General features: G+C 71.4%; 17 protein-coding genes. 8 read left to right on the top strand and 9 right to left on the bottom strand.

All coding sequences use genetic code 11. From position 1 onward, the window contains the following. Positions 1–8 precede the first annotated feature (8 nt). From OHA21_RS12495 to OHA21_RS12475, 5 genes are all read left to right on the top strand, one after another. Positions 9–746 carry a phosphotransferase family protein gene (locus OHA21_RS12495; protein WP_328473437.1) on the top strand — a complete coding sequence of 246 codons (738 nt, stop codon included), beginning with the start codon at positions 9–11 and terminating at the stop codon, positions 744–746. 4 nt (positions 747–750) lie between these two features. Beyond that, a complete protein-coding gene (locus OHA21_RS12490) occupies positions 751–1,482 on the top strand; it encodes a phosphotransferase enzyme family protein (protein ID WP_328473435.1) in 732 nt (243 codons plus the stop codon). Positions 1,483–1,498: 16 nt separating this feature from the next. Next, the gene (locus OHA21_RS12485; RefSeq protein ID WP_328473433.1) at positions 1,499–1,654 is read left to right on the top strand and encodes a hypothetical protein; all 156 of its coding nucleotides are present in this window, start codon (positions 1,499–1,501) and stop codon (positions 1,652–1,654) included. Then, entirely contained in the window at positions 1,627–1,848 is a 222-nt protein-coding gene (locus tag OHA21_RS12480) for a hypothetical protein (RefSeq protein WP_328473431.1), read from the top strand. The genes OHA21_RS12485 and OHA21_RS12480 overlap by 28 nt, the downstream gene beginning before the upstream one ends. Positions 1,849–2,093: 245 nt before the next feature. After that, complete coding sequence (locus OHA21_RS12475) at positions 2,094–2,381, top strand: DUF1905 domain-containing protein (RefSeq protein ID WP_328473429.1); 288 nt, start codon at positions 2,094–2,096, stop codon at positions 2,379–2,381. Between the two features lie 3 nt (positions 2,382–2,384). Here the strand turns inward: OHA21_RS12475 and OHA21_RS12470 are convergent, their stop codons facing one another. The 8 genes from OHA21_RS12470 to OHA21_RS12435 all read right to left on the bottom strand — a co-directional run bounded on the left by OHA21_RS12470 (position 2,385) and on the right by OHA21_RS12435 (position 13,315). Next, entirely contained in the window at positions 2,385–3,866 is a 1,482-nt protein-coding gene (locus OHA21_RS12470) for an FGGY family carbohydrate kinase (protein WP_328473427.1), read from the bottom strand. 66 nt (positions 3,867–3,932) lie between these two features. Beyond that, entirely contained in the window at positions 3,933–6,491 is a 2,559-nt protein-coding gene (locus OHA21_RS12465; RefSeq protein ID WP_328473425.1) for an ATP-binding protein, read from the bottom strand. 94 nt (positions 6,492–6,585) lie between these two features. After that, a complete protein-coding gene (locus OHA21_RS12460; RefSeq protein ID WP_328473422.1) occupies positions 6,586–8,466 on the bottom strand; it encodes a S8 family serine peptidase in 1,881 nt (626 codons plus the stop codon). A 5-nt stretch (positions 8,467–8,471) separates the two neighbouring features. Continuing rightward, positions 8,472–8,861 (bottom strand): hypothetical protein, encoded by a 390-nt coding sequence (locus tag OHA21_RS12455; RefSeq protein ID WP_328473420.1) that lies wholly within the window; start codon positions 8,859–8,861, stop codon positions 8,472–8,474. Positions 8,862–8,989: 128 nt separating this feature from the next. Continuing rightward, positions 8,990–10,096, bottom strand: coding sequence for a hypothetical protein (locus tag OHA21_RS12450; RefSeq protein WP_328473418.1), 1,107 nt, complete (start codon positions 10,094–10,096; stop codon positions 8,990–8,992). Beyond that, positions 10,093–11,202, bottom strand: coding sequence for a hypothetical protein (locus tag OHA21_RS12445; RefSeq protein ID WP_328473416.1), 1,110 nt, complete (start codon positions 11,200–11,202; stop codon positions 10,093–10,095). Before OHA21_RS12445 ends, OHA21_RS12450 begins: the two co-directional genes overlap by 4 nt. A 58-nt stretch (positions 11,203–11,260) precedes the next feature. After that, positions 11,261–12,436, bottom strand: coding sequence for a trans-sulfuration enzyme family protein (locus OHA21_RS12440; RefSeq protein ID WP_328473414.1), 1,176 nt, complete (start codon positions 12,434–12,436; stop codon positions 11,261–11,263). 24 nt (positions 12,437–12,460) lie between these two features. Beyond that, complete coding sequence (locus tag OHA21_RS12435; RefSeq protein WP_328473412.1) at positions 12,461–13,315, bottom strand: fumarylacetoacetate hydrolase family protein; 855 nt, start codon at positions 13,313–13,315, stop codon at positions 12,461–12,463. Positions 13,316–13,364: 49 nt separating this feature from the next. On the opposite strand from OHA21_RS12435, the gene OHA21_RS12430 reads away from it, so the two are divergent. The 3 genes from OHA21_RS12430 to OHA21_RS12420 all read left to right on the top strand — a co-directional run bounded on the left by OHA21_RS12430 (position 13,365) and on the right by OHA21_RS12420 (position 17,694). Next, a complete protein-coding gene (locus OHA21_RS12430; RefSeq protein ID WP_328473410.1) occupies positions 13,365–14,129 on the top strand; it encodes an IclR family transcriptional regulator in 765 nt (254 codons plus the stop codon). Between the two features lie 140 nt (positions 14,130–14,269). Next, a complete protein-coding gene (locus OHA21_RS12425; RefSeq protein ID WP_328473408.1) occupies positions 14,270–15,700 on the top strand; it encodes an extracellular solute-binding protein in 1,431 nt (476 codons plus the stop codon). A 29-nt stretch (positions 15,701–15,729) separates the two neighbouring features. Further along, positions 15,730–17,694 (top strand): ABC transporter permease, encoded by a 1,965-nt coding sequence (locus OHA21_RS12420; RefSeq protein WP_328478390.1) that lies wholly within the window; start codon positions 15,730–15,732, stop codon positions 17,692–17,694. A 43-nt stretch (positions 17,695–17,737) separates the two neighbouring features. On the opposite strand, the gene OHA21_RS12415 is transcribed toward OHA21_RS12420, so the two are convergent. After that, a complete protein-coding gene (locus OHA21_RS12415; protein WP_328473406.1) occupies positions 17,738–18,733 on the bottom strand; it encodes an endo-1,4-beta-xylanase in 996 nt (331 codons plus the stop codon). Between the last annotated feature and the right edge of the window lie 42 nt (positions 18,734–18,775).

Raw genomic sequence — 18,775 nt, 5'->3', positions numbered from 1 at the left:
ATGGCCGCGTGGACGGGATCGAGGTCGTCATCGCGCACCAGGCGCGCGCCACCCTGCGCGCCGGCGACGTGTTCCTGAAGATCGACACTGATCAGGCCCGCATCGACGTCGAGGTCGCGGCGATCGCCATGGCGCCGGTCCCGACGCCGGAGGTCCTGTGGCGCAAGCCGCCGGTGCTCGCGCTCGCCACGGTGCCGGGACAGGCGATCGGCCGCCTCGGCCGGCCGTCCACCGCTTCGCCTGCGGCATGGGCGGCGGCCGGCGCCACCGTCCGGAAGCTGCACGACGCGCCATTGCCGCCGTGGCCCGGCCGCGCCCTCGACGAGATCGCGGCCGACCTCGACCGGGAATGCGCGTGGCTGATCAGCAACGATGTCCTTCCCGCCGCCCTGGTCGGCCGCAATCGCCGCATCGCTGAGGGTGCGCTGCGCCCGTACACGCCGGTCTTCACACACGGCGACCTGCACGTCAGCCACGTGTTCGCCGACGCCGACGAGATCACCGGGGTGATCGACTGGTCGGAGGCAAGTCGCGGCGATGCGCTCTTCGATCTGGCCACCCTGACGCTCGGGCACCGGGAGCACCTGGGCGACGTCATTGCCGGGTATGGCGCCGGCGTCGACCTCGACGGGGTCCGTGCGTGGTGGTCGGTCCGGTGCCAGCTGGCGATCCGCTGGCTGAGCGAGCACGGCTTCGACCCGTCCGCGCCGGGGTGCGAGGTCGACGTCCTGAAATCTCAGAGGTAGGCCGATGGGATGGGAGACACTCGGACGGTGGGGTGACGACGCCGTTCGCGTCGAACCGCTCACCGGCGGGGTCGCCAACGACGTGTGGACGGTGCGCGTCGGCGGGCGCCTCGCGGTCGGCCGTCTCGGGTCCCGGAGCGACGCCGACCTCGCGTGGGAGACCGGCCTTCTCCAGCACCTCGACCGTGCGGGCCTGGCCGTGCCGACGCCGATCCCGGCCAGGGACGGACGGCTCTTCGCCGACGGTCTGGTGGTGATGACCTACCTGGAAGGTGGGCCGCCCGAGTCGCCGGCCGACTGGCGCCGCGTGGCCGGCACGCTGCGCGAGCTGCATCGGTTGACGCGGGACTGGCCGCAGCGCCCGGGCTGGCGATCGTCGACCGATCTGCTGCACGCCGCGACCGGGACGAGGATCGACCTGGGTGCGATGCCCGCTGAGGGTGTTGTCCGGTGCCGGGCGGCGTGGGCCCGGCTCGCCGGACATCAGACCTGCGTCGTGCACGGCGACCCCAACCCTGGCAACATCCGCATGACCGCTTCTCAGGTGGCTCTGATCGACTGGGACGAGGCGCACGTCGACGTACCCGCCCTCGACCTCGTGCTGCCCGGCAACGCGGCCGGCCTCGACGACGGTGCGTACGACATCGCCGCGCAAGCCTCGGCCGCGTGGGAGGCCGCGGTCTGCTGGGGCGACGAGTACGCGGTCAAGCGCCTCGCCGAGGTTCGCGCGGTCTGAGCGCGGCACTGGTCTGGTGTCGAGGCTTCCCTATTTCGGCGGCGCCCAGTACGACTTCGGGTATCCGATGCTGGGCCCGTTCCACACCATCGGCGTGTTCGCCTGGCTGCTCGCGCCGCTGGCCGCACTGGCCGGTTTCGGGCGATGGCGGTCGCCGCCGCGATCACGGTGACGGTGGGGGTCGCCGTCGCGGTGTCGGTGGTCCCTCCCCTGGAGCTGACCGCGCTGTACCCGCCCCTGTTCCTGCTCGTGCCGCAGATCGGTCTCGGCATCCTGGCCCTGGCCGCCGACAATCGCCGCAGTCTGCGGGACACCGCCGTCGTCATCGCTCCGGCCGCCGCGGCGGCCGCGCTGGCCGGCACGTAGTACCGCAGCCGTGAATGCTCGGCGATCGTTGCGGAGGGATTCTTCGACAACGCGGTCGGCGGCGGGCGGATGGTGCTGGCGCGGGGAACGAATCCGTACGGCACCCTTCCCCGCCCAGAGTCTCTGGCTCGTCGAGGGCGACAGGCTGCACGTGGTCGTCACGGGCGCTCACGCGCCGATACCGTGGTGGCGGACGGCGCTCGGCAGGCTGTCCGTCCTGCCTGACTCGTAGGAAAGGACCGGTCATGCCCGGAAAGGCCGGACCACTCGACATCACGTTCACCGCGACGCTCGGCAAGGTCCAGGAAGGCGACACCTGGACCTGCGTGAAGATGCCCCGCTCGGCCGAGATCTTCGGCACGCGGGGGCTCGTCAAGGTCGCCGGCACCGTCGACGGGGTGCCGTTTCGCGGTGCGTTCATGGCGCTCGGCGACGGCACCCACAAGCTTCCGATCACGGCCGCCGTGCGCCGCGCCATCGGGAAAACCGATGGCGACGACGTCACCATTCATCTCAGCGAACGATTGAACTGAGCGTCAGCCGCGCAGCAGCGCGTCGTACACCGCGGCGAACCGGGCGCGCCGCTGCGCGTAGTACTCGACGTACGCCGGCCGCGGCTCGTACGTCGCCCCGGTGGTCCGCGGCGCCCGCGGGACGTCGGGAGCGAGCACGTCGAGCGCGAGCAGCGCGGTACCGCGCTGTGTGGCGCGCCGCCGGGTCACATGGGTGACGGGCCGCCCGAGTACGTCCGCGAGCACCTGGAGCCACTCGGGCTGGTCGTTGCTGACCCGCCCCGCCGCCGCTACTTCCAGGACCTGCGGTGCGGCCGGGTGCAGTTCGTCGGCGACCCGCGCGTAGGTCATGGCCACGCCCTCGACGATCCCGCGGAACAGGGTGTCGGCGTCGGTGGCCGCCGACACCCCGCCGAACACGGCCCGTGCCCCGCCGACCCAGCCGGGCGCGCGCTCCCCGGTCAGGTACGGCAGAACGAGCGGGGTGGCGTCGCTCGGCGCCGCGGTGAGCACGGCCGCGAGGGCCGGGCTCAGGCGCAGCGTGCTCTGCGCCCAGCTGACGGCCCGGCCGACGTCGTTGATCGCCCCGCCGAGCAGTGTGCGTCCCGCGTCGACCCGGTAGTTCCAGAGTCCGAACGGCAGCGGATCAGCCGGGCCGTCGAGCAGCACCCGCAGCGCACCGCTGGTGGCGGTCGCCGCGGTGAGCACGGTGGCGTCGAGCGCTCCGGATCCGATGTTGCTGGCGTACCCGTCGGTGATGACCGGGAACCACACCGCCCGGGCGAGGGCGGGCCAGCGCGCCGGGGCCGCCGCCGGCGCCGGCTGCGTCATGTCCCGCGGCGGGCAGAACTGCCCGGGTTCGGCGCCCACGGCAGCGAGCAGCTCGGCGTCGAGCTCACCGGTACGCCGGTCGAGCAGCCCGGTCCACGCGACCGTGGACGTCCCGGCGAGCGGCTGCCCGATCAGCCGGGCCCAGACGTACTCCCCCAGCGACCACCAGAACGCGGCCCCGGTAACGACACCCGGCTGCACGGTCGTGAGCCAGCGCAGCCGCGGAGCGTGATAGCTGGTGTGCACCCGGGTGCCGGTGCGCTGCTGCACCGCGTGCTCGTCGAGCTCCTCGCGCAGCGCGGTGACCGCGGCGGCGCTGCGCGAGTCGGCGTAGGTCAGGCACGGGGTGAGCGCACGCCCGGCCGCGTCGATCGCGATCAGTGAGGCGGCGAAGGTGTCCATCGCCACGCCGGCGATCCGCGTCCCGAGCCGCGGGTCGCCGGTCACCGCGTCGAGGACTTGCCCGACCTCCACGGTCACCTGTTCGGGGTCGATGATCGAGGTGCCGTCGGGCGCGACCGTGAAGGCGTGCGGCACCTTGTGCTGCAGGCGGTGGACGCGCCGGCCGGTGGCGTCGTGCACGCCGCCGCGGGTGGCGGTGGAGCCGATGTCCAGGGCCAGGACGAGCGGGTCCTGTGCCGCGTCGAGGGTTACGTCGTCGTCGGTCCGGGTCATCGCATTCCTCGTCCTCGGCGGCACGGGTCTTCGCCGACGGTAACCCTGAACGAGCGCCGTCGCCGCTCAGCCGGAAGCTTCGGCGAGCCCGGCGGCGGCCGCGGCGGCCTCCGGAACGCCGAGGCGGGTGAAGACCTCCAGCGCCGGCTGCCAGAGCCGGCGGGCCTGCTCGGCGTCCCCGGCGTCCAGCGCGCACCGGGCCAGCCCGTCCAGGGCGCGGGCGTGCTGGTAGGTGTCGCCGCTGGCTTCGGCGGCCTCGCAGGCGGCGCGGTAGTCCGCGGTGGCGTCGCGGCCGGTGAGCCGGCGCACCAGGGCGAGATCGATGCGGGTGGCCGTCTCGATGTCGGCCTCGCCGATGCTGCGGGCCAGTTCGAGCGCCGCGGCCAGCAGGACCAGCCCGTCCTCCGGCGAGCCCTGCCGGGCCAGCGCCAGCCCGAGGCCGCGGCGGCCGTCGGCCAGCCCACCGAGGTAGCCGATCGGCTCGAAGATGGCGATGGCGGCGCGATACCCGGCGGCTGCCTGCTCCCACCGGTGCCGGCGCTCGGCCAGCTCTGCCAGGTTGGCCAGCGCCACGCCGGCGCCGACCCGGTTGCCGGTGTCGCGGGCGAGTTGCAGCGCCTCGGTCAGGGCGCGGTGGGCGGCGTCGTAGTCACCGAGCCGCATGCACACCACGCCGACGTTGTTGGCGGCCCGCCCGCGTGGCAGCGGCGCGCCGAGCTCGAGGTAGACGTCGTAGGCGCGGCGGTGGTGTGCCAGGGCCTCGTGGAGCCGGCCGAGCTGCATCAGCGCGATGCCGCCACGGTTGGCGGCCGCGGCTTCGCCGTCCCGGTCGCCGAGCTCGCTGAGGATCTTCGTGGCCTGTTCCAGCTCGCCGACGCCCAGGTCGTTGCGCCCCTGCCGGACGTGCACCGCGGCGAGCGCCTGCAGCGCGGCCGCCGTACCGATCCGGTCCTGCTCGTGATCGCTGATCTCTGCGGCCTCGCTCGCGGCTGTCAGCGCGTCGGCGAACTCGCCGGCGCGCCGCTGCACCCCGGCCAGCCGGCACAGCGCCGCGGCCACCGCACGCTGGTCGTGCTGCCGGCGGGCCACCTCGATCGCGGTCCGCTGCACGCTGATGGCCTCCGCATAATGCCCGGAGTCCTCCAGGTGGCTGTGCAGCAGCGCGGCAAGCCGCAGGCAGTGCGCGGGACTGTCCTTCGCCGCCGAGCGCGCCGCGGCGACCAGCGCCGGCCGGTGCTCACGCAGCCAGCCGGGGTCACGGCAGCGGGCCACGTAGTGATCGAACAGCCGCTGCCGGGCCCGGTGCCGCTCCGGCTCGGGACGCTGAGCCGCCAGCTCGATCACATAGTCGCGCAGCAGGTCGTGCAGGCCGAAGGCGTCACCGCGCCGTTCGACCAGGTGCGCGCGGGCGAGTTCAGCGACCGCCGCGGCCGCCGTGGGCATTCCGGCCAGTGCCGCCGCGGCCTCGTCGTCCAGCGAGCGCGACGGGCTGAGCCCGAGCAGCGTGAACAGGGCAGCGGCGGCCGGGCTGAGCCGCCGCACCGACCAGGAGAAGACGCTGCGTACGGCGGTGCGCTCGTCACCACCGGCGGCGAGCAGGTCGAGCCGGGCGGAGCGGTGATCGAACCGGGCGATCTGGTCGGCGAGCGAGTCGTGCGGGTCGGTCGTGACGACCTCGGCGGCCACCCGCAGGGCGAGCGGCAGGTAGGCGCAGCGTGCGGCCAGGGCGCGCACCGCCGGCGGCTCCGCGCGGGCGCGGTCGCCGACCAGCCGGTTGAGCAGGTCGGTCGCGGTCGGCTCATCGAGCCGATCAAGAACCAGCCGGCGTACGCCCACCCGCGCGACCAGTCCCGGAAGCGTGTCCCGGCTGGTCACCACCACGAAGCAGGAGGGGCTGCCGGGCAGCAGCGGCCACACCTGTTCGGCCGAGTACGCGTTGTCGAGCACCAGCAGCAGCCGGCGCCCGGCCAGCAGCGAGCGCAGCAGCGCCGACTTCTCGCTGAGCTCTCGGGGCACGGCCGATGCCGCGACGCCGAGCCGGCGCAGGACCACGTCGACGGCAGCGGACGGGGTACGCGGCCGGCTCACGTCATAGCCACGCAGGTCGAGATAGAGCTGGCCGTCCGGATGCTCACCGGCCACGGTGTGTGCCCAGGCGACGGCCAGGCTGGTCTTGCCCACCCCGGCCGCCCCGGTGATCAGGACGACGCCGGCCGCGGCGCCGCGCTGTGCGTCGCGCAGCGCACTGTCGAGGCCGGTGCAGGCGGCGTCGCGGCCGACGAACGGGGTCGGCGGCGCGGGAAGATCGCGGGGCACGACGGTGGCCGCCACCTCGGCCGGCGCCGCGGTTTCCGCCGCGTCGTCGCCGGATTCGGTGGCGGCCACCCAGAGTTCCTTGAACCGGCCGGTGTCCCCGCCGAGGGTCTCGACGATCAGTTCGAGCAGTCCCCAGCGGGGCACCTGCGGGCCGGCGAAGGCGGCGGAGATCGTCGTGTGGCTGCACCCCACGTCGGCGGCGATCTGCCGCAGGCTCGGCCGGCCGGCGTGGTGGTGCAGGCGGTGCAGCGCGTCGAACAGGTCAGCCCGCGTTCCCGGCGGCAGCGGTGGCTGAGCGAGCGTACGCACGTGATCCTCCCGTGACCCAGGGTCACGTGAAGTCTCCCGCGCGGGCAACCGTTCGCGAAGCGTTGTGTCCGAACGTGGTCCCTGTCGTGGCTGATCAGACGGCTGACGCGCCCGCCACGACGAGGGCGTAGCCCTGACCGTCGGCGCCGACGTTGACCGCCGGTGCGGACACGACGATCGTCCAGATCCCCGGGGCGGGGTCGGGCACGAGCACCCGCTGCACGGTGTCGGGACGGCCCGGCGAGCGCACGGGCGGGGTGCCGCCCGGCGGTGTCGCGGCCAGCTCGAGGGTGTTCACCACGGGCTCGCCGGAACCGGCCGCGCCGGGCGGGTCGGTCCACACCAGGGTGATCGCCAGCAGGCTGCTCGCGTCCTGCACGCGCACTCGTACCGTCACGCTCTCCCCGGTGTCGAGTCCGTCGGCATGGCGCACGTCCCGCACGACCAGGCCGGCGGCGAGCACCTCGTCGAGCCGGACGTTGCCCCAACCGGTGGTGGTGCCCGGATAGGGATGGTTGCCTTCCGGGCGGCAGCCCGCCAGCAGGGTGGCGCGCATCAGCGCACTCGACGGCGCGAAGCCGGGGCCGGAGCCGGCCGTGCCACCGGGGTGGAAGCCCTGCAGGTAGTACTGCCGGACCAGGGCGGCCAGCCCGGCCGCCGCCGGGGTGGCCCAGCTGCTGGCGCAGATCGGCCCCGGTGAGCCGAACAGCTCACGGTCGAGCACGACGCTGTCCACGGTGCCGGGCGCCGTCGAATGGATCGAGCAGCCGGGTGACATCAGCTCGGGTTTCTGCCGGCCGTCCGCGGCAGGGCCGACCGCGCCGTCACCGAAGGTGGCCGGCGCCGGGCCTTTCGCCGCGGCCACGGCCAGCACGTTCTTGGCCGTGCCGGGCGGGCCGAGCCGCTCGCCCCGGTTCGCGGCGGACCCGACCACCAGGTGGTCCTCGTGGGTCCAGGTGAACGCGTCCAGGTCCGCGGCGAGCTGGCTGTACTGCGGGACCGGTTCGTCGTGCCAGCTGTTGGTGTGGACCCGGGCGCCGTCGGCCGCGGCGGCGGCGAGCAGGCTCAGGATTCCCCGCGTCTCGACGTCGTCGGTGTTGCCGTAGGTGAGCCGGGCCGCCCAGGCCACGCCGCGGCCGGGGTGCTCGCCCGGCCGGTCCGGGTCGTCACCTGCCGCGATGCCGGCGACGAAGGTGCCGTGCTTGCCGGGCGCCTCCGCGGTGGGGTTCCGGAAACCGGTGATCTTGCGGTGCGCCGGGCCGACGGGGTGCAGCGGGTCGGCGAAGAACCGGTGCCGCAGGTCGATCGGGCTGTCCACGACGCCGATCACCTGGCCCGTCCCGGTCAGGCCGCGCCGCCACAGCGGTTCCGCCCAGGCACGGGCGAGCGGAACGGCCTCCGTACGGGCGTCCAGTTGCTCGGTGTCCAGCTTGGCCTCGCCGACCTCTTCCAGCCACCGCACGTCGTCCAGCTCGGCGACGGCGGCCTCGACCGTCTCGTCGCCCCGGAACCGGATCTTGACCGGGGCGCCGTGCTGCCGGTCGTCGATCAGGACGGGGTCCGCGCCGCCGCGTTCGCGTACTGCGGCGAGCGCGGCGGCCGGCTCGGCGTCGGGGAACAGCACGGCGTCGAGCAGGCCGTCGGTGCGGGCGCGGGCCCGTGGGCTGCTGAAATCCCGGCGGCTCTGCGGACCGGCGACGCGCCGCAGCCGCGCGTCGTACGCCGTCACGGCCCGGACCAGCGGTTCCTCGGTGAGATCGGCCAGCTGCTGCGGGGCGACGCTTTCCGCGTACGCCTGATCGGGCAGATATTCGGTGAGCGCCAGGCCGTACGCCTGCCGGAACCGCTGCCGTTCGTCGCGCCGGAGCGGCCGGGTGAACTGGACGATGCTGCGGACGCCCCCGGCCGGCTCGGCGAGCGGGTCGACGACGTGGCCGGCGTGGCGGACGGTGGGGCGCGGTTCCGGCGTGTTCATCGCTTTTACTCCTGGTGGGAGTAGTGGGTGTAGATCGCGTAACCCACCAGGCCGATGTACGCGACCTCGACGGCCAGCGGGATCAGCAGCAGCGGGTTGTCCTCGTCAGTGTCCAACGAGTCGGCGATGTGAGTGGCCACGGCCGACTGGTCCGACGGCTTGCCGAAGTCGGTCGGCGCCTCGACGCCGAGCCCGTACAGCACCTGCCGCATGCCGGACGACTGGAGGAACTCGGCGACCCGCCGCAGCCACTGCTGAGCCTGCTCCTTGTCGGAACCCGGAACCGGCCGCAGCCGCAGCAGCTTGGCGGCCTCGCCGACCAGGCGCTGGAACTCCTCCTGGCTGATGTTCTTGCTGACGCTGTTCTTGCTGACGCTGGCGTCCACGCTGGACATGGTCTCCCCCTCGAACACTTGGTCCGGGACCGCCGGGAGCGGCGATCCCCTCACCAAATGCTGTGGGCCGGACGGGGCGGCCGAACGAAAGTGGCCACAACTGGCCAGTCCTCAGGAGGCGAGGATGATCAAGGGAGCCAGACCGGGTTCGATCCGACGGGTGCCGCCTCGACCGTGACCGGTTCAGGGGACAGGCAGGTGACGTAGATGCTCGCGCCCTGCGGGCGTTCGAAATGGCTGAATGCCAGGCACGGCTTCCTGATGGTCGGCGCCCAGGCGGGGTTGCCGTTGAGACCCGCGAGACGGGAGACCATCGTCGTCGTCTCCGTCCGGCTGTCGTAGACGTACACCTGCGTTTCACCGTACGGGTTCGTGGCCGGCGACGAGTACGCCACGTACCTGCCGTCCGCGGATATCGACACCTCACTCGGCCCGGCCCGCTCGTTGCCCGGCAGCCTCTTCACGTCGGATCCGTCCAGCGACATCAGGCAGACCTGAGCTGAATCGTCCTTCTCGTCGACACACGAACCGGCGACGGCCCGGCCGTCGGCCGAGACGGATACGGTGCGCATCTGGAAGCCCGGCGTCGGTATGGGCCGTGGTGCACCGGACCCGTCGAGGGACGCTTCCATGAGCTGGCTTCGCGTGCTGACCCGGGAGCCGTTCCCGGTGTCCCGCCACGACTGCCGGATGAAGTAGACCCGCTTCCGGGCGGCTGCGTAGGCCGGCGAGATGTCCGATCTGAGAGCGGGCGGCGAGGTGAGTGCCCGCTGGAACTCCCCCTGGCTGCTGAAGATCTCCAAACGGTCGGTGGACCGTTCCTCCCAGGGAGCCGAGAGAATGAAGTCGTCCGTCTCGGGGACCACGGCGGCCGGCCAGCTGTCCGGCATGTCCCAGATCAGCGTCCGCGCGGTTCCATCCGGCCGGGAGGCGAACAGTGCGGGGCGATCCGCGCTGTCATCGATGGTGAGCAGTCGCTGCTCGAGAAGCTCCGGAGCGAGTTCCGCAAGATTGACCGCAGGGGCCGCGCCGCCCGGTTCAGGTTGCTTCGCAAGGTCGTCCTTCGGTTGGAGCGCGACGGCGCCTACGACGGTGAGCAGCACGCCGCAGACGACGACGCCCCCGACGACCTGCCCATTCTTCAGCTTCAGGGTCTGCGAGAGCCAGTTTCCGGCCAACGCCAGCAGGATGGTGGCGACGGTGCCGAAACCGGCGATCGCCAGCACGCGAATCACGGCTGGACCAACTCGGGATATTGGCCGATGGGCAGGATCTTCGCCGTCTGCCAGTCGTCGCGCAGGCAGGTGAGATACACGGACGGAGCGTTGCCGGTGCGGTCGTGCGTGAACAGCAGGCAACGGTTCTTCGAGTCGCGTACCCAGGAAGGCTGGCTGTTGAGACCGTCCAGCCTCGAGGCGTCGATCGTCTTCTTGCTGCGCCTGTCGTACAGGAACACCTGGGACTCGCCGAACGGGTTCCTGGCGAAGGATGAGTAGGCGACGAACCGGCCGTCCGGTGACACCCGGACGTCCGACATCGTGGTGCCCTCCGACCCGGGAACATACTCGAAATCGTCGCGGCCCTCCGCCGTCAGGCACGCCTGGCCGACGTGGCTCGGGTCGTCGCAGGTACCCGCGATCACCCGGCCGGAGTCGTCGGTGGAGACGGTCCGCAGCTCCGTCCCGACCCGGACTGTCCTGGCCGTCCCGGAACCGTCGATCGGTACGCGCATCACCACGCTGGATCCGGTGGTCGAGGTGTTCTCGTCCGCCCGGTTCCACTTGGTTCGCACGAAGTACACCTGTCCGACGCCGACCGCGTACGACGGCGAATCATCGCCGTACCCGACCGGAGGCTGGGTGAGCGCCCTCACCAGGTCGCCGGTCATGGTGCGGATCTCGATGCGGCCGTGCCCGGAACGCTCGTCGTACCGTGAGACCAGCACGTCGGTGCGGTGTGGAATTCCGGTCACCGGTCCTCCCCACTCCGCGATCCGGCGCCGGTTGGTCCCGTCGAGGCGCGACGCGAAAAGCAGGTTCGAGCCTGCGCTGTCGTCGGTCGACAGCACGATCCGGTCGCGCAGATCCGCCGCCAACTCGATGGCAGTCCCGGCACCATCCGGCGGTTTTCCGGCGGCAGGCGGGGTGTCGGCGGTGGGCGGCTTCTCAGCGATCTTGTTCAACACCATCGCCGCTACGCCGGCGACCAAGGCCACGACGAGCAGCGCCGCCAAGTGGCCGCGTTTGAACCAGGCCGGTCGCCGGAGCAGATTGAGGAGAACCGACAGCACGAGCCCCAGGAGCACTGAGGCTCCGATGAGGAGCAGGGTACTCGCGGTCACCGGATCATTGTCGTACAACGATCCCGCTGGGGCTCGGCCGGCATGCGTCGGCGCCCGTTCAACCCAGCAGTCCGTCCAGGGAGTGGATCGCATCGTCCACCAGGTCGGCGGTGTCCTCGATGCCGGCGGACAGGCGCACCAAGCCCGGGCTCATCGCGGCGTCCTGGAGCTGGCCGGGCTGCAGGATGGCCTGCCACATCGTGGCGGGATGCACGACCAGGGTCTCGACACTGCCCAGGCTGGCGGCACGCCGGGCGTAGCGCAACCCGTCGATGAAACGGTCCGCCGCCGCGTAGCCACCGGCGAGTTCCAGGCTCAGCACTCCCCCGTACCCATCCATCTGGGTTGCCGCGAGCTGATGCTGCGGATGATCCGGCAGGCCCGGGTAGTACACGGCTGCGACCGCCGGGTGCGCCTGCAGCGCCCGCGCGAGCGCCAGGCCGTTGCTGTTGTGCTGGCGCATCCGCAGCGGGAGCGTGCGGATCCCGCGTAACAGCAGCCAGGCGTCGATCGGGCCGAGGACGGCCCCGGTGATGATGGCGGCGTCCCAGACCCGGTCGAGCAAATCGGCCGGTCCGGCGAGCACGCCAGCCGACAGGTCGCTGTGGCCGCCGAGATATTTCGTGGCGCTGTGCCACACCAGGTCGGCCCCGAGCGCCAGCGGGCGGCTGTTGACCGGCGTGGCGAAGGTGTTGTCCGCGACCACCAGCGCGCCGGCCTCGTGGGCGAGCGCGGACACCGCGCGCAGGTCGGTGAGGTCCAGCAGCGGATTGCTCGGGGACTCGACCAGCACCAGCCGCGTCTCGGGCCGCATCGCGGCGGCGAACGCCTGCGGGTCGGTCTGGTCGACCTGGGTGCAGGTCACCCCGAAGCGCGGCAGCAGGTTGAGCAGCAGCGACGGCACCCCGCCGTAGTGCCGTCGCTGCGCGACGACATGGTCACCCGACTGCACCAGCGCCAGTACGGTCGTCGTGATCGTCGCCATGCCGGAGGCGAACACCATCGCGGCTTCCGCCCCTTCCAGGTCGGCGAGCACCGCCGCGACCTGCGCATGGTTCGGGTTGCCGTAGCGGGTGTAGAAGCCGCTGCCGCGCCGCTGCAGCGCGATCTCCGCGAACTCCTGCGCCGATTCCGCCGCGAACGTCGACGACTGCACGATCGGCGGCGACACCGCCCCGGCTTCGCGGGGCACCTCCGCGTCGGCGTGAACAGCCCGGGAACTCCAACTCGACATGCTGCGCTCCTTCCCCGTGAAGCATCATGCCGGGACATCGCCGATCGCGACGACGGGATTGGTCAGCGTTCCGAGGGCCGCAGAGGTGATCTCGATCGTGTCTCCGGGTCGGAGCGTGAAGCCGGCGCCCGGGACGACTCCGGTGCCGGTCAGCAGGATCACGCCGGCCGGGAAGCTCAGCGCCCGGAACAACCAGCCGGCCAGGTCTTCGAAGCCGCGGGCCATCGCCGCTGTCGACGTCGTCGCGGCGTAGGCGGCGCGGCCGGCGCGCAGCACCCGTAGGCCGATCTCGAACGGGCCCTGGCCGACTGCCCAACTCGGCACGATCGCCGGGCCCAGCGCGCACGACCGGTCGTAGATCTTCGCCTGGGGCAGGTACAGCGGGTTCTCGCCCTCGATCGAGCGGCTGCTCATGTCGTTGCCCAACGTGTAGCCGAAGACCTCGCCGGCCGCGTTGAGCACCAGGCCGACCTCGGCCTCGGGGACGTCCCAGCCGGAGTCGGCGCGGATCCCGACGGCGTCACGGTCTGCGACGACCCGCCACGGACTGGACTTGAAGAACAGTTCGGGACGGTCGCTGTCGTACACCTGGTCGTAGAGCGAACCGTGCCCGGACTCCTCCTTGCGCCCGTCGCGGCTGCGCAGGTAGGTCACCCCGGCCGCCCACACCTCCTGCCGGTCGACGGGCGCCAGCACCTGCTCGCCGGGCCGGTCGCGGTGGGCATCGCGGGCGGCGGCCTCCAGCACGGCCCGGGCCTGGTCCAGCGGCAGGGCGAGCAGGTCGGCGAGCGAACCGTCGAGCACGGCCCACCCGCCGTCCTGGCACAATGCCCAGCACGACGTGTCGCCGGTTCGCAGGTGGTGAATGGAGTACGGCATTGCCACCATCCTCATCGGGTGAAGCGAGCGCCGGGAAAGGACTATCAACATGCCCCGTGTGGTTCCGGCAGTCATCCGCGCTCTCGACATCCTCGAACTGTTCCTGGACCGGCCTCAACTGTCGGCCCGCGAGGTGATCGAGCGGCTCGGGCTGCCCCGTACCACGGTTCACGAGCTGCTCGTCACGCTCGTCGAACGCTCGTACCTGATCGCAGTGCCGGGCCAGCCGGTGGAGTACCGGCTCGGCATGCCCCTGTTCCAGCTCGGGGCGGCGTTCGCCGGCCGGCTGGACCTGGTCCGCGAGGCGCAGCTCGTCGCGCGGGACGTGGCCGCCGAGTGCAACGAGGCGGTGCACGTGGCCGTGCTCGACGGCACCGACGTCATCTACCTCGTCAAGGTCGACAGCACGCATCCGGTCCGGATGGTCTCCGCGGTCGGGCGACGGCTGCCGGCGCACTGCACGGCGGTCGGCAAGATCCTGCTGGCGGACCTCGGCCGGGCGGATCTGGATGCTGTTCTGGCGCAGGGGCCGCTGCCGGGCATGACGCCGGAGAGCATCACCGACCCGGACCGGCTGCGGGATCACCTCGAACACGTCCGTGCCGAGGGCGTGGCGGCCGACGTCGGCGAGTCCGACAGCGCCATGCGTTGCGTGGCCGCGGCGATCCGGGATCACTCCGGCGCCACTGTCGCAGCGATGAGCGTGTCGGCGCCGATCATCCGCTGGACCGCGCAGGCACACCTGGAGTGGACCAAGCTGGTGCGCGAGGGCGCCGCCACGCTGTCCGCCCGCATGGGTTACCGGTCCCGCTAGCCGGCACGCCGCGGGCAGCGGCCGCACCCGGACATTGACAGCCGTCATAAGGCTCCTCTACCGTCGCGTCCACTGGGTCCGGTATATCGAACAGCGTTCGAGATTTCGAACGATGATAGCTGGCAGGGAGGCGAATGGCCATGCAGGACAATCCGCTGTGGTCGAGGCGCGGCTTTCTGGGAATGGGAGTGGGGGTGCTCGGCGCGGCCGGTCTCGCCGCGTGCGGCGGCGGTTCCGAGTCGCCCACCAGCGTGCAGCCGGAGGTGCCCAAGGAACTGCTCGACGCCGCGGCGGCGGTCAAGGGCACCTCGATGGGGATGCTGTCGCAGAAGCTGTACTCGACCGCGGCCAACGAAGCGCTCGACAGCTCGATCAAGAAGTTCGCCGACAGCACCGGTACGAAGATCGAGAACAGCCTGGTCCAGGCCGACGCCGGTGACGTGGTCGCCAAGATCGACGCTGAGGTGAAGGGTGGCGTGGCGCGTGACCTGGCCTTCATGACCGACTCGCGGTTCGTGGCGCAGTTCCATGCGCTGGGCGACCTGGAGGACGTGACGGACACCGTCGAGGCGCTGACCGCCAGGTTCGGCGAGCCCTGCGCGGAGGCGAAGAACTTCTGCGTCTTCGACGGCAAGTGGTTCGCCATCCCGTACCACTTCATCGGGATCGGGTCGTTCCTGCGCAAGGACTGGATGCAGGACAAGGGCATCACTCCCAAGGACGCCTACACCTGGGAGGAGATGCGCGACCTGTGCCTGGCGATCTCCGATCCGGGCAAGCGCCGGTTCGGCTGGGGCATGACCGTGAACCGCTCCGGTGACGGCAACGGCCTGATCGAGGCGCTGATCAACTCCTACGGCGGGGCGATCGCCTCGAACGACGGCCGGAAGGTCACCTTCGACTCGCCGGAGACGGTGCAGGCGGTGACCTTCCTGGGCGACATCTACACCAACCCCAGGTACCAGCCGATGCTGCCGCCCGGAGTGGCCAGCTGGACCGACACCAGCAACAACGAGAACTGGCTCGCCGGAATCCTCGGCTACACCCGCAACAGCTTCAGCGTCTACGCCGATTCCAAGACCAAGAAGAATCCGGTGTACGCCAACACGCACGTCTTCTCCGACTGCACCGGGCCGGCGACCGATAAATCGCTGCTGATCGGCCAGTCCCAGGGTTTCGTCGTCTTCAAGGGCGCCAAGAACCCCACACTCGCCAAGCTGCTGGCGCAGTACCTGGTCAGCGCGCCCGCGCTGGTCGGGGTGGCGAAGGAGGCGCCCGGTCTGGCGATGCCCGCCTGGGCGGAGGTCTGGGACGCCGACCCGTTCTTCACCAGCGGCGACCCGGCGTTCCCGATGCTGCGCACCATGTCCCAGCAGCCGCTGCCACTGCGCACCGACAACGGGCTGAGCTTCCCGCAGAAGGCCAGCGCCGGCCAGCAGGCGGTCGTCGCCGCCTACGTCCTCACCGACATGATGCAGCAGGTCATTCAAGGAACGGCGCCCGCGCAGGCCGTGACCGCGGCGCACGCCAAGATGGTGCAGATCTTCGCCCAGCAGGGGCTGCCGCAGTGAGCTCGCTCCGATCAGCGCCGCCCCCGGTGATGACGGAACCCCCACCCCCGGGGCCCGGCTCGCTCACGGCGACCCAGCGGCGGCTCGGCCGTGACTGGCGGTTGGCGGCCCTGTTCCTCACGCCCACGGCGGTGCTGGTCGGCGCGCTCGTGCTCGTGCCGATCGCCCAGTCGATCATCACCAGCACCACCGAGCGCCACGGGGCCGACAGCGTGTTCGTCGGCCTGGCCAACTACTCCGCGCTCGCCGGCGACGGCCAATTCCGTACGGCCGTAGTGAACTCGTTCGTCTTCACCGCGTACGCCGAGATCTTCAAGGTGGTGCTGGGCCTGGCGGCGGCCCTGCTGCTGCACCACCTGCGGCGCGGCCGGGCGGTGCTGACCGGGCTGCTGCTGGTGCCGTGGGTGGTGCCGACGGTGGTGACCGCGTTCAGCTGGCGCTCGCTGCTCGACCCCATCTTCGGCAGCGTCAACACGCTGCTCACCGCCTCCGGGATCGGGCCGCTGCTGGCCTCCGTGCAGCTGGTGGACAGCTGGCCCGCCGGCTGGCTGTCCGACGCGTCGCTGGCCATGCCGTCGGTGATCCTGGTGAACGTGTGGAAGGGCGTGCCGTTCTTCACCGTCTGCTTCCTCGCCGGGTTGAAGGCCATCCCCGCGGACCAGTACGAGGCGGCGACCATCGACGGGGCGTCGGCGTGGCAGCGTTTCGCGCACGTGACCCTGCCCGGACTGCGGCACGTCATGACCGTGACGGTGACCCTGTCGTCGATCTGGACGTTCAACAACTTCGACCTCATCTGGTTGCTGACACAGGGCGGCCCGGGCGACGTGACCACGCCGTACGTGCTGGTCGCCTACACGAAGGCGATCCTGCAGCTGCAGTACGGCGCGGGGGCGGCGGTCACCCTGGTCATGCTGCCGGTCATCGGCGTGCTCGTGTTCTATCTGGTCCGCTTGCTGCGCGAGGGCACCGGCACCGAACCGCCCGTGCGGGCCCGGACCGCGCGGTGGGTCGCGTGGGCCGGCGCGGCGGCGTTCACCGGGCTGCTGGCCTGGGCGTCGCCGCAGATCTTCTGGAAGGCGGCGGTGGTCCTCGGCGTGATGCTGCTGGTGGCAGCGGCCGTCGGCCGGCTGGTCTCGGCGTTCCAGGCCCGGGGCGGCCGCCGCGCGTCGGCGTTCGTCTCGCGTCTGGGCTCCGGTGTGGCGCTGGCCGGGCTGCTGACCTTCGTGTTGTTCCCGATCTACTGGATCGCCGTCACGGCATTTAAGTCCGAGGGCCAGGTCGTCATGCGCGTGCACGACCTGTGGCCGACGCCGTGGACCCTGGAGCAGTTCGGTGCGCTGTTCACCAACCAGCCCTTCGGCCGCTGGTATCTCAACACCCTGCTGATCTCCGGGGCGTCCACCGTCGTCGCCCTGCTCTGCGCCGTGCTGGGCGGTTACGCGCTGGCCCGGCTGCGGTTCCGCGGGGCGCAGGGCTTCACCGTCACGGTGCTGCTCACCTACGTGATGCCGGGTGCGCTGCTGTTCATCCCCCTGTACCAGCTGCTCATCCGGGCGCGGCTCACCGACTCGCTGTGGTCGCTCGTGCTGACGTACCCGACGTTCACGCTGCCGTTCGCCACCTGGCTGCTGGCGGGATACTTCGCGTCGATCCCCGCCGACCTGGAGGATGCCGCACTGGTCGACGGGTGCAGCCGGGTCCAGGCGTTCGGCCGGGTGGTGCTTCCCCTGGCCAAGCCGGGCCTGCTGGCGGTCGCGCTGTTCACGCTGACCAACGCCTGGAACGAGTTCCTGTTCGCCTTCGTGTTCGTCACCAAGGACGAGTACAAGACGCTTCCCGTGGGGATGCAGTCGATGATCGCCGGAGACGTCGTGCCGCAGGGCCAGCTCGCCGCGGCCTCGCTGCTGGTCAGCATCCCCGTGGTGATCATGTACGCCTTCGGTCAACGTTTCCTGACCGAGGGACTCACCGCCGGCGCGGTGAAGGGTTGATCCGCGGATGCCGTGCCCGGGGGGGCACGGCATCCGGCGGTGATCAGCGACGCGGGGCGCCCGCGGCCAGCGCCAGGTCCTGCTGCAGCACGTGGTACTGGCCCTTCGGGTTCAGCTGCTCGTCATAGATCAGAGCAGCACCCTCCTGCGGGTCGGAGAACCAGCCGGGCACCCACGAATAGGCGTCACCGAACCCCCACGGCGTGAACGAGATGCAGGCGCGTACCGCCAGGCAGGCCTTCAGCGTCCGGGACCAGTAGCTCTCCTGGGCGTACGGGGCGAGCGGGTTCACCGGCTCGTTGACGGCTTCGGGCTTGGTCGCGGTGCGCACGTCCACCTCGGTCAGGGCCACCTTCTGTCCCAGGGCGGCGAAGCGCTGCAGGTTGCTGAGCAGGTCGGGGTAGCCGTACTGGGTGGACAGGTGACCCTGGAATCCGACACCGTGGATCGGTACGCGCTGCGCCTTGAGCGATTGCACCAAGGCGTACACCGCGTTGCTCTTGGGCCCGGTGAATTCCAGGTTGTAGTCGTTGTAGAAGAGCAGGGCGCGGGGATCGGCCTGGTGCGCCCAGCGGAACGCGTCGGCGATGTAGCCGGTGCCGCCCCACGCCTTGTACCAGATGGTCTGGCGGGGCTGCCCGTTGTCGTCGAAGGCCTCGTTGACCACGTCCCACTGCCAGATGTCGCCCTTGAAGTGGCGCATCTGAGCGAAGATGTGCTTCTTCAGGGCCGCCTTCACCTCCTCGTCCGAGAGGGTGGTGGTGTAGCCGTCGGTGGACAGCCAGGCCGGCAGCTGGTTGTGCCAGAGCAGCGTGTGGCCGCGCACCAGCTGCCGGTTCTGCTTCGCGAACGCGACGAGCTGGTCGGCCTTCTCCCAGGTGTAGGTGCCGCGGGTGGCCTCCACTTCGGCCCACTTCATCGCGTTCTCCGCGGTGACGCTCGAGAACTGCTCGGCGGTGATCTGCGTGTACTTCTCGTTGGTGCCCAGCTGGTCCGCGTTCACGGCCGTGCCGATGCGCAGGCCCACCCGCGCGGCCAAAGCCCGCAACGAATCGGCCGGGTATGCCGGGCCTGGCGACGG

This window comes from Actinoplanes sp. NBC_00393, from assembly GCF_036053395.1.
Lineage (GTDB): Bacteria > Actinomycetota > Actinomycetes > Mycobacteriales > Micromonosporaceae > Actinoplanes.
The sequence above is the reverse complement of the archived record's forward strand: the minus strand, read 5'-3'. Positions and strand labels throughout refer to the sequence as shown.

Bases quoted from the DNA above. Each gene is read 5' to 3' on its own strand.
- OHA21_RS12490 (WP_328473435.1), top strand. From the start codon at position 751: ATGGGATGGGAGACACTCGGACGGTGGGGTGACGACGCCGTTCGCGTC.
- OHA21_RS12480 (WP_328473431.1), top strand. From the start codon at position 1,627: ATGGCGGTCGCCGCCGCGATCACGGTGACGGTGGGGGTCGCCGTCGCG.
- OHA21_RS12430 (WP_328473410.1), top strand. From the start codon at position 13,365: ATGCCCCGTGTGGTTCCGGCAGTCATCCGCGCTCTCGACATCCTCGAA.
- OHA21_RS12425 (WP_328473408.1), top strand. From the start codon at position 14,270: ATGCAGGACAATCCGCTGTGGTCGAGGCGCGGCTTTCTGGGAATGGGA.
- OHA21_RS12460 (WP_328473422.1), bottom strand. From the start codon at position 8,466: ATGAACACGCCGGAACCGCGCCCCACCGTCCGCCACGCCGGCCACGTC.
- OHA21_RS12440 (WP_328473414.1), bottom strand. From the start codon at position 12,436: ATGTCGAGTTGGAGTTCCCGGGCTGTTCACGCCGACGCGGAGGTGCCC.
- OHA21_RS12455 (WP_328473420.1), bottom strand. From the start codon at position 8,861: ATGTCCAGCGTGGACGCCAGCGTCAGCAAGAACAGCGTCAGCAAGAAC.
- OHA21_RS12475 (WP_328473429.1), top strand. From the start codon at position 2,094: ATGCCCGGAAAGGCCGGACCACTCGACATCACGTTCACCGCGACGCTC.
- OHA21_RS12470 (WP_328473427.1), bottom strand. From the start codon at position 3,866: ATGACCCGGACCGACGACGACGTAACCCTCGACGCGGCACAGGACCCG.
- OHA21_RS12435 (WP_328473412.1), bottom strand. From the start codon at position 13,315: ATGCCGTACTCCATTCACCACCTGCGAACCGGCGACACGTCGTGCTGG.
- OHA21_RS12420 (WP_328478390.1), top strand. From the start codon at position 15,730: ATGACGGAACCCCCACCCCCGGGGCCCGGCTCGCTCACGGCGACCCAG.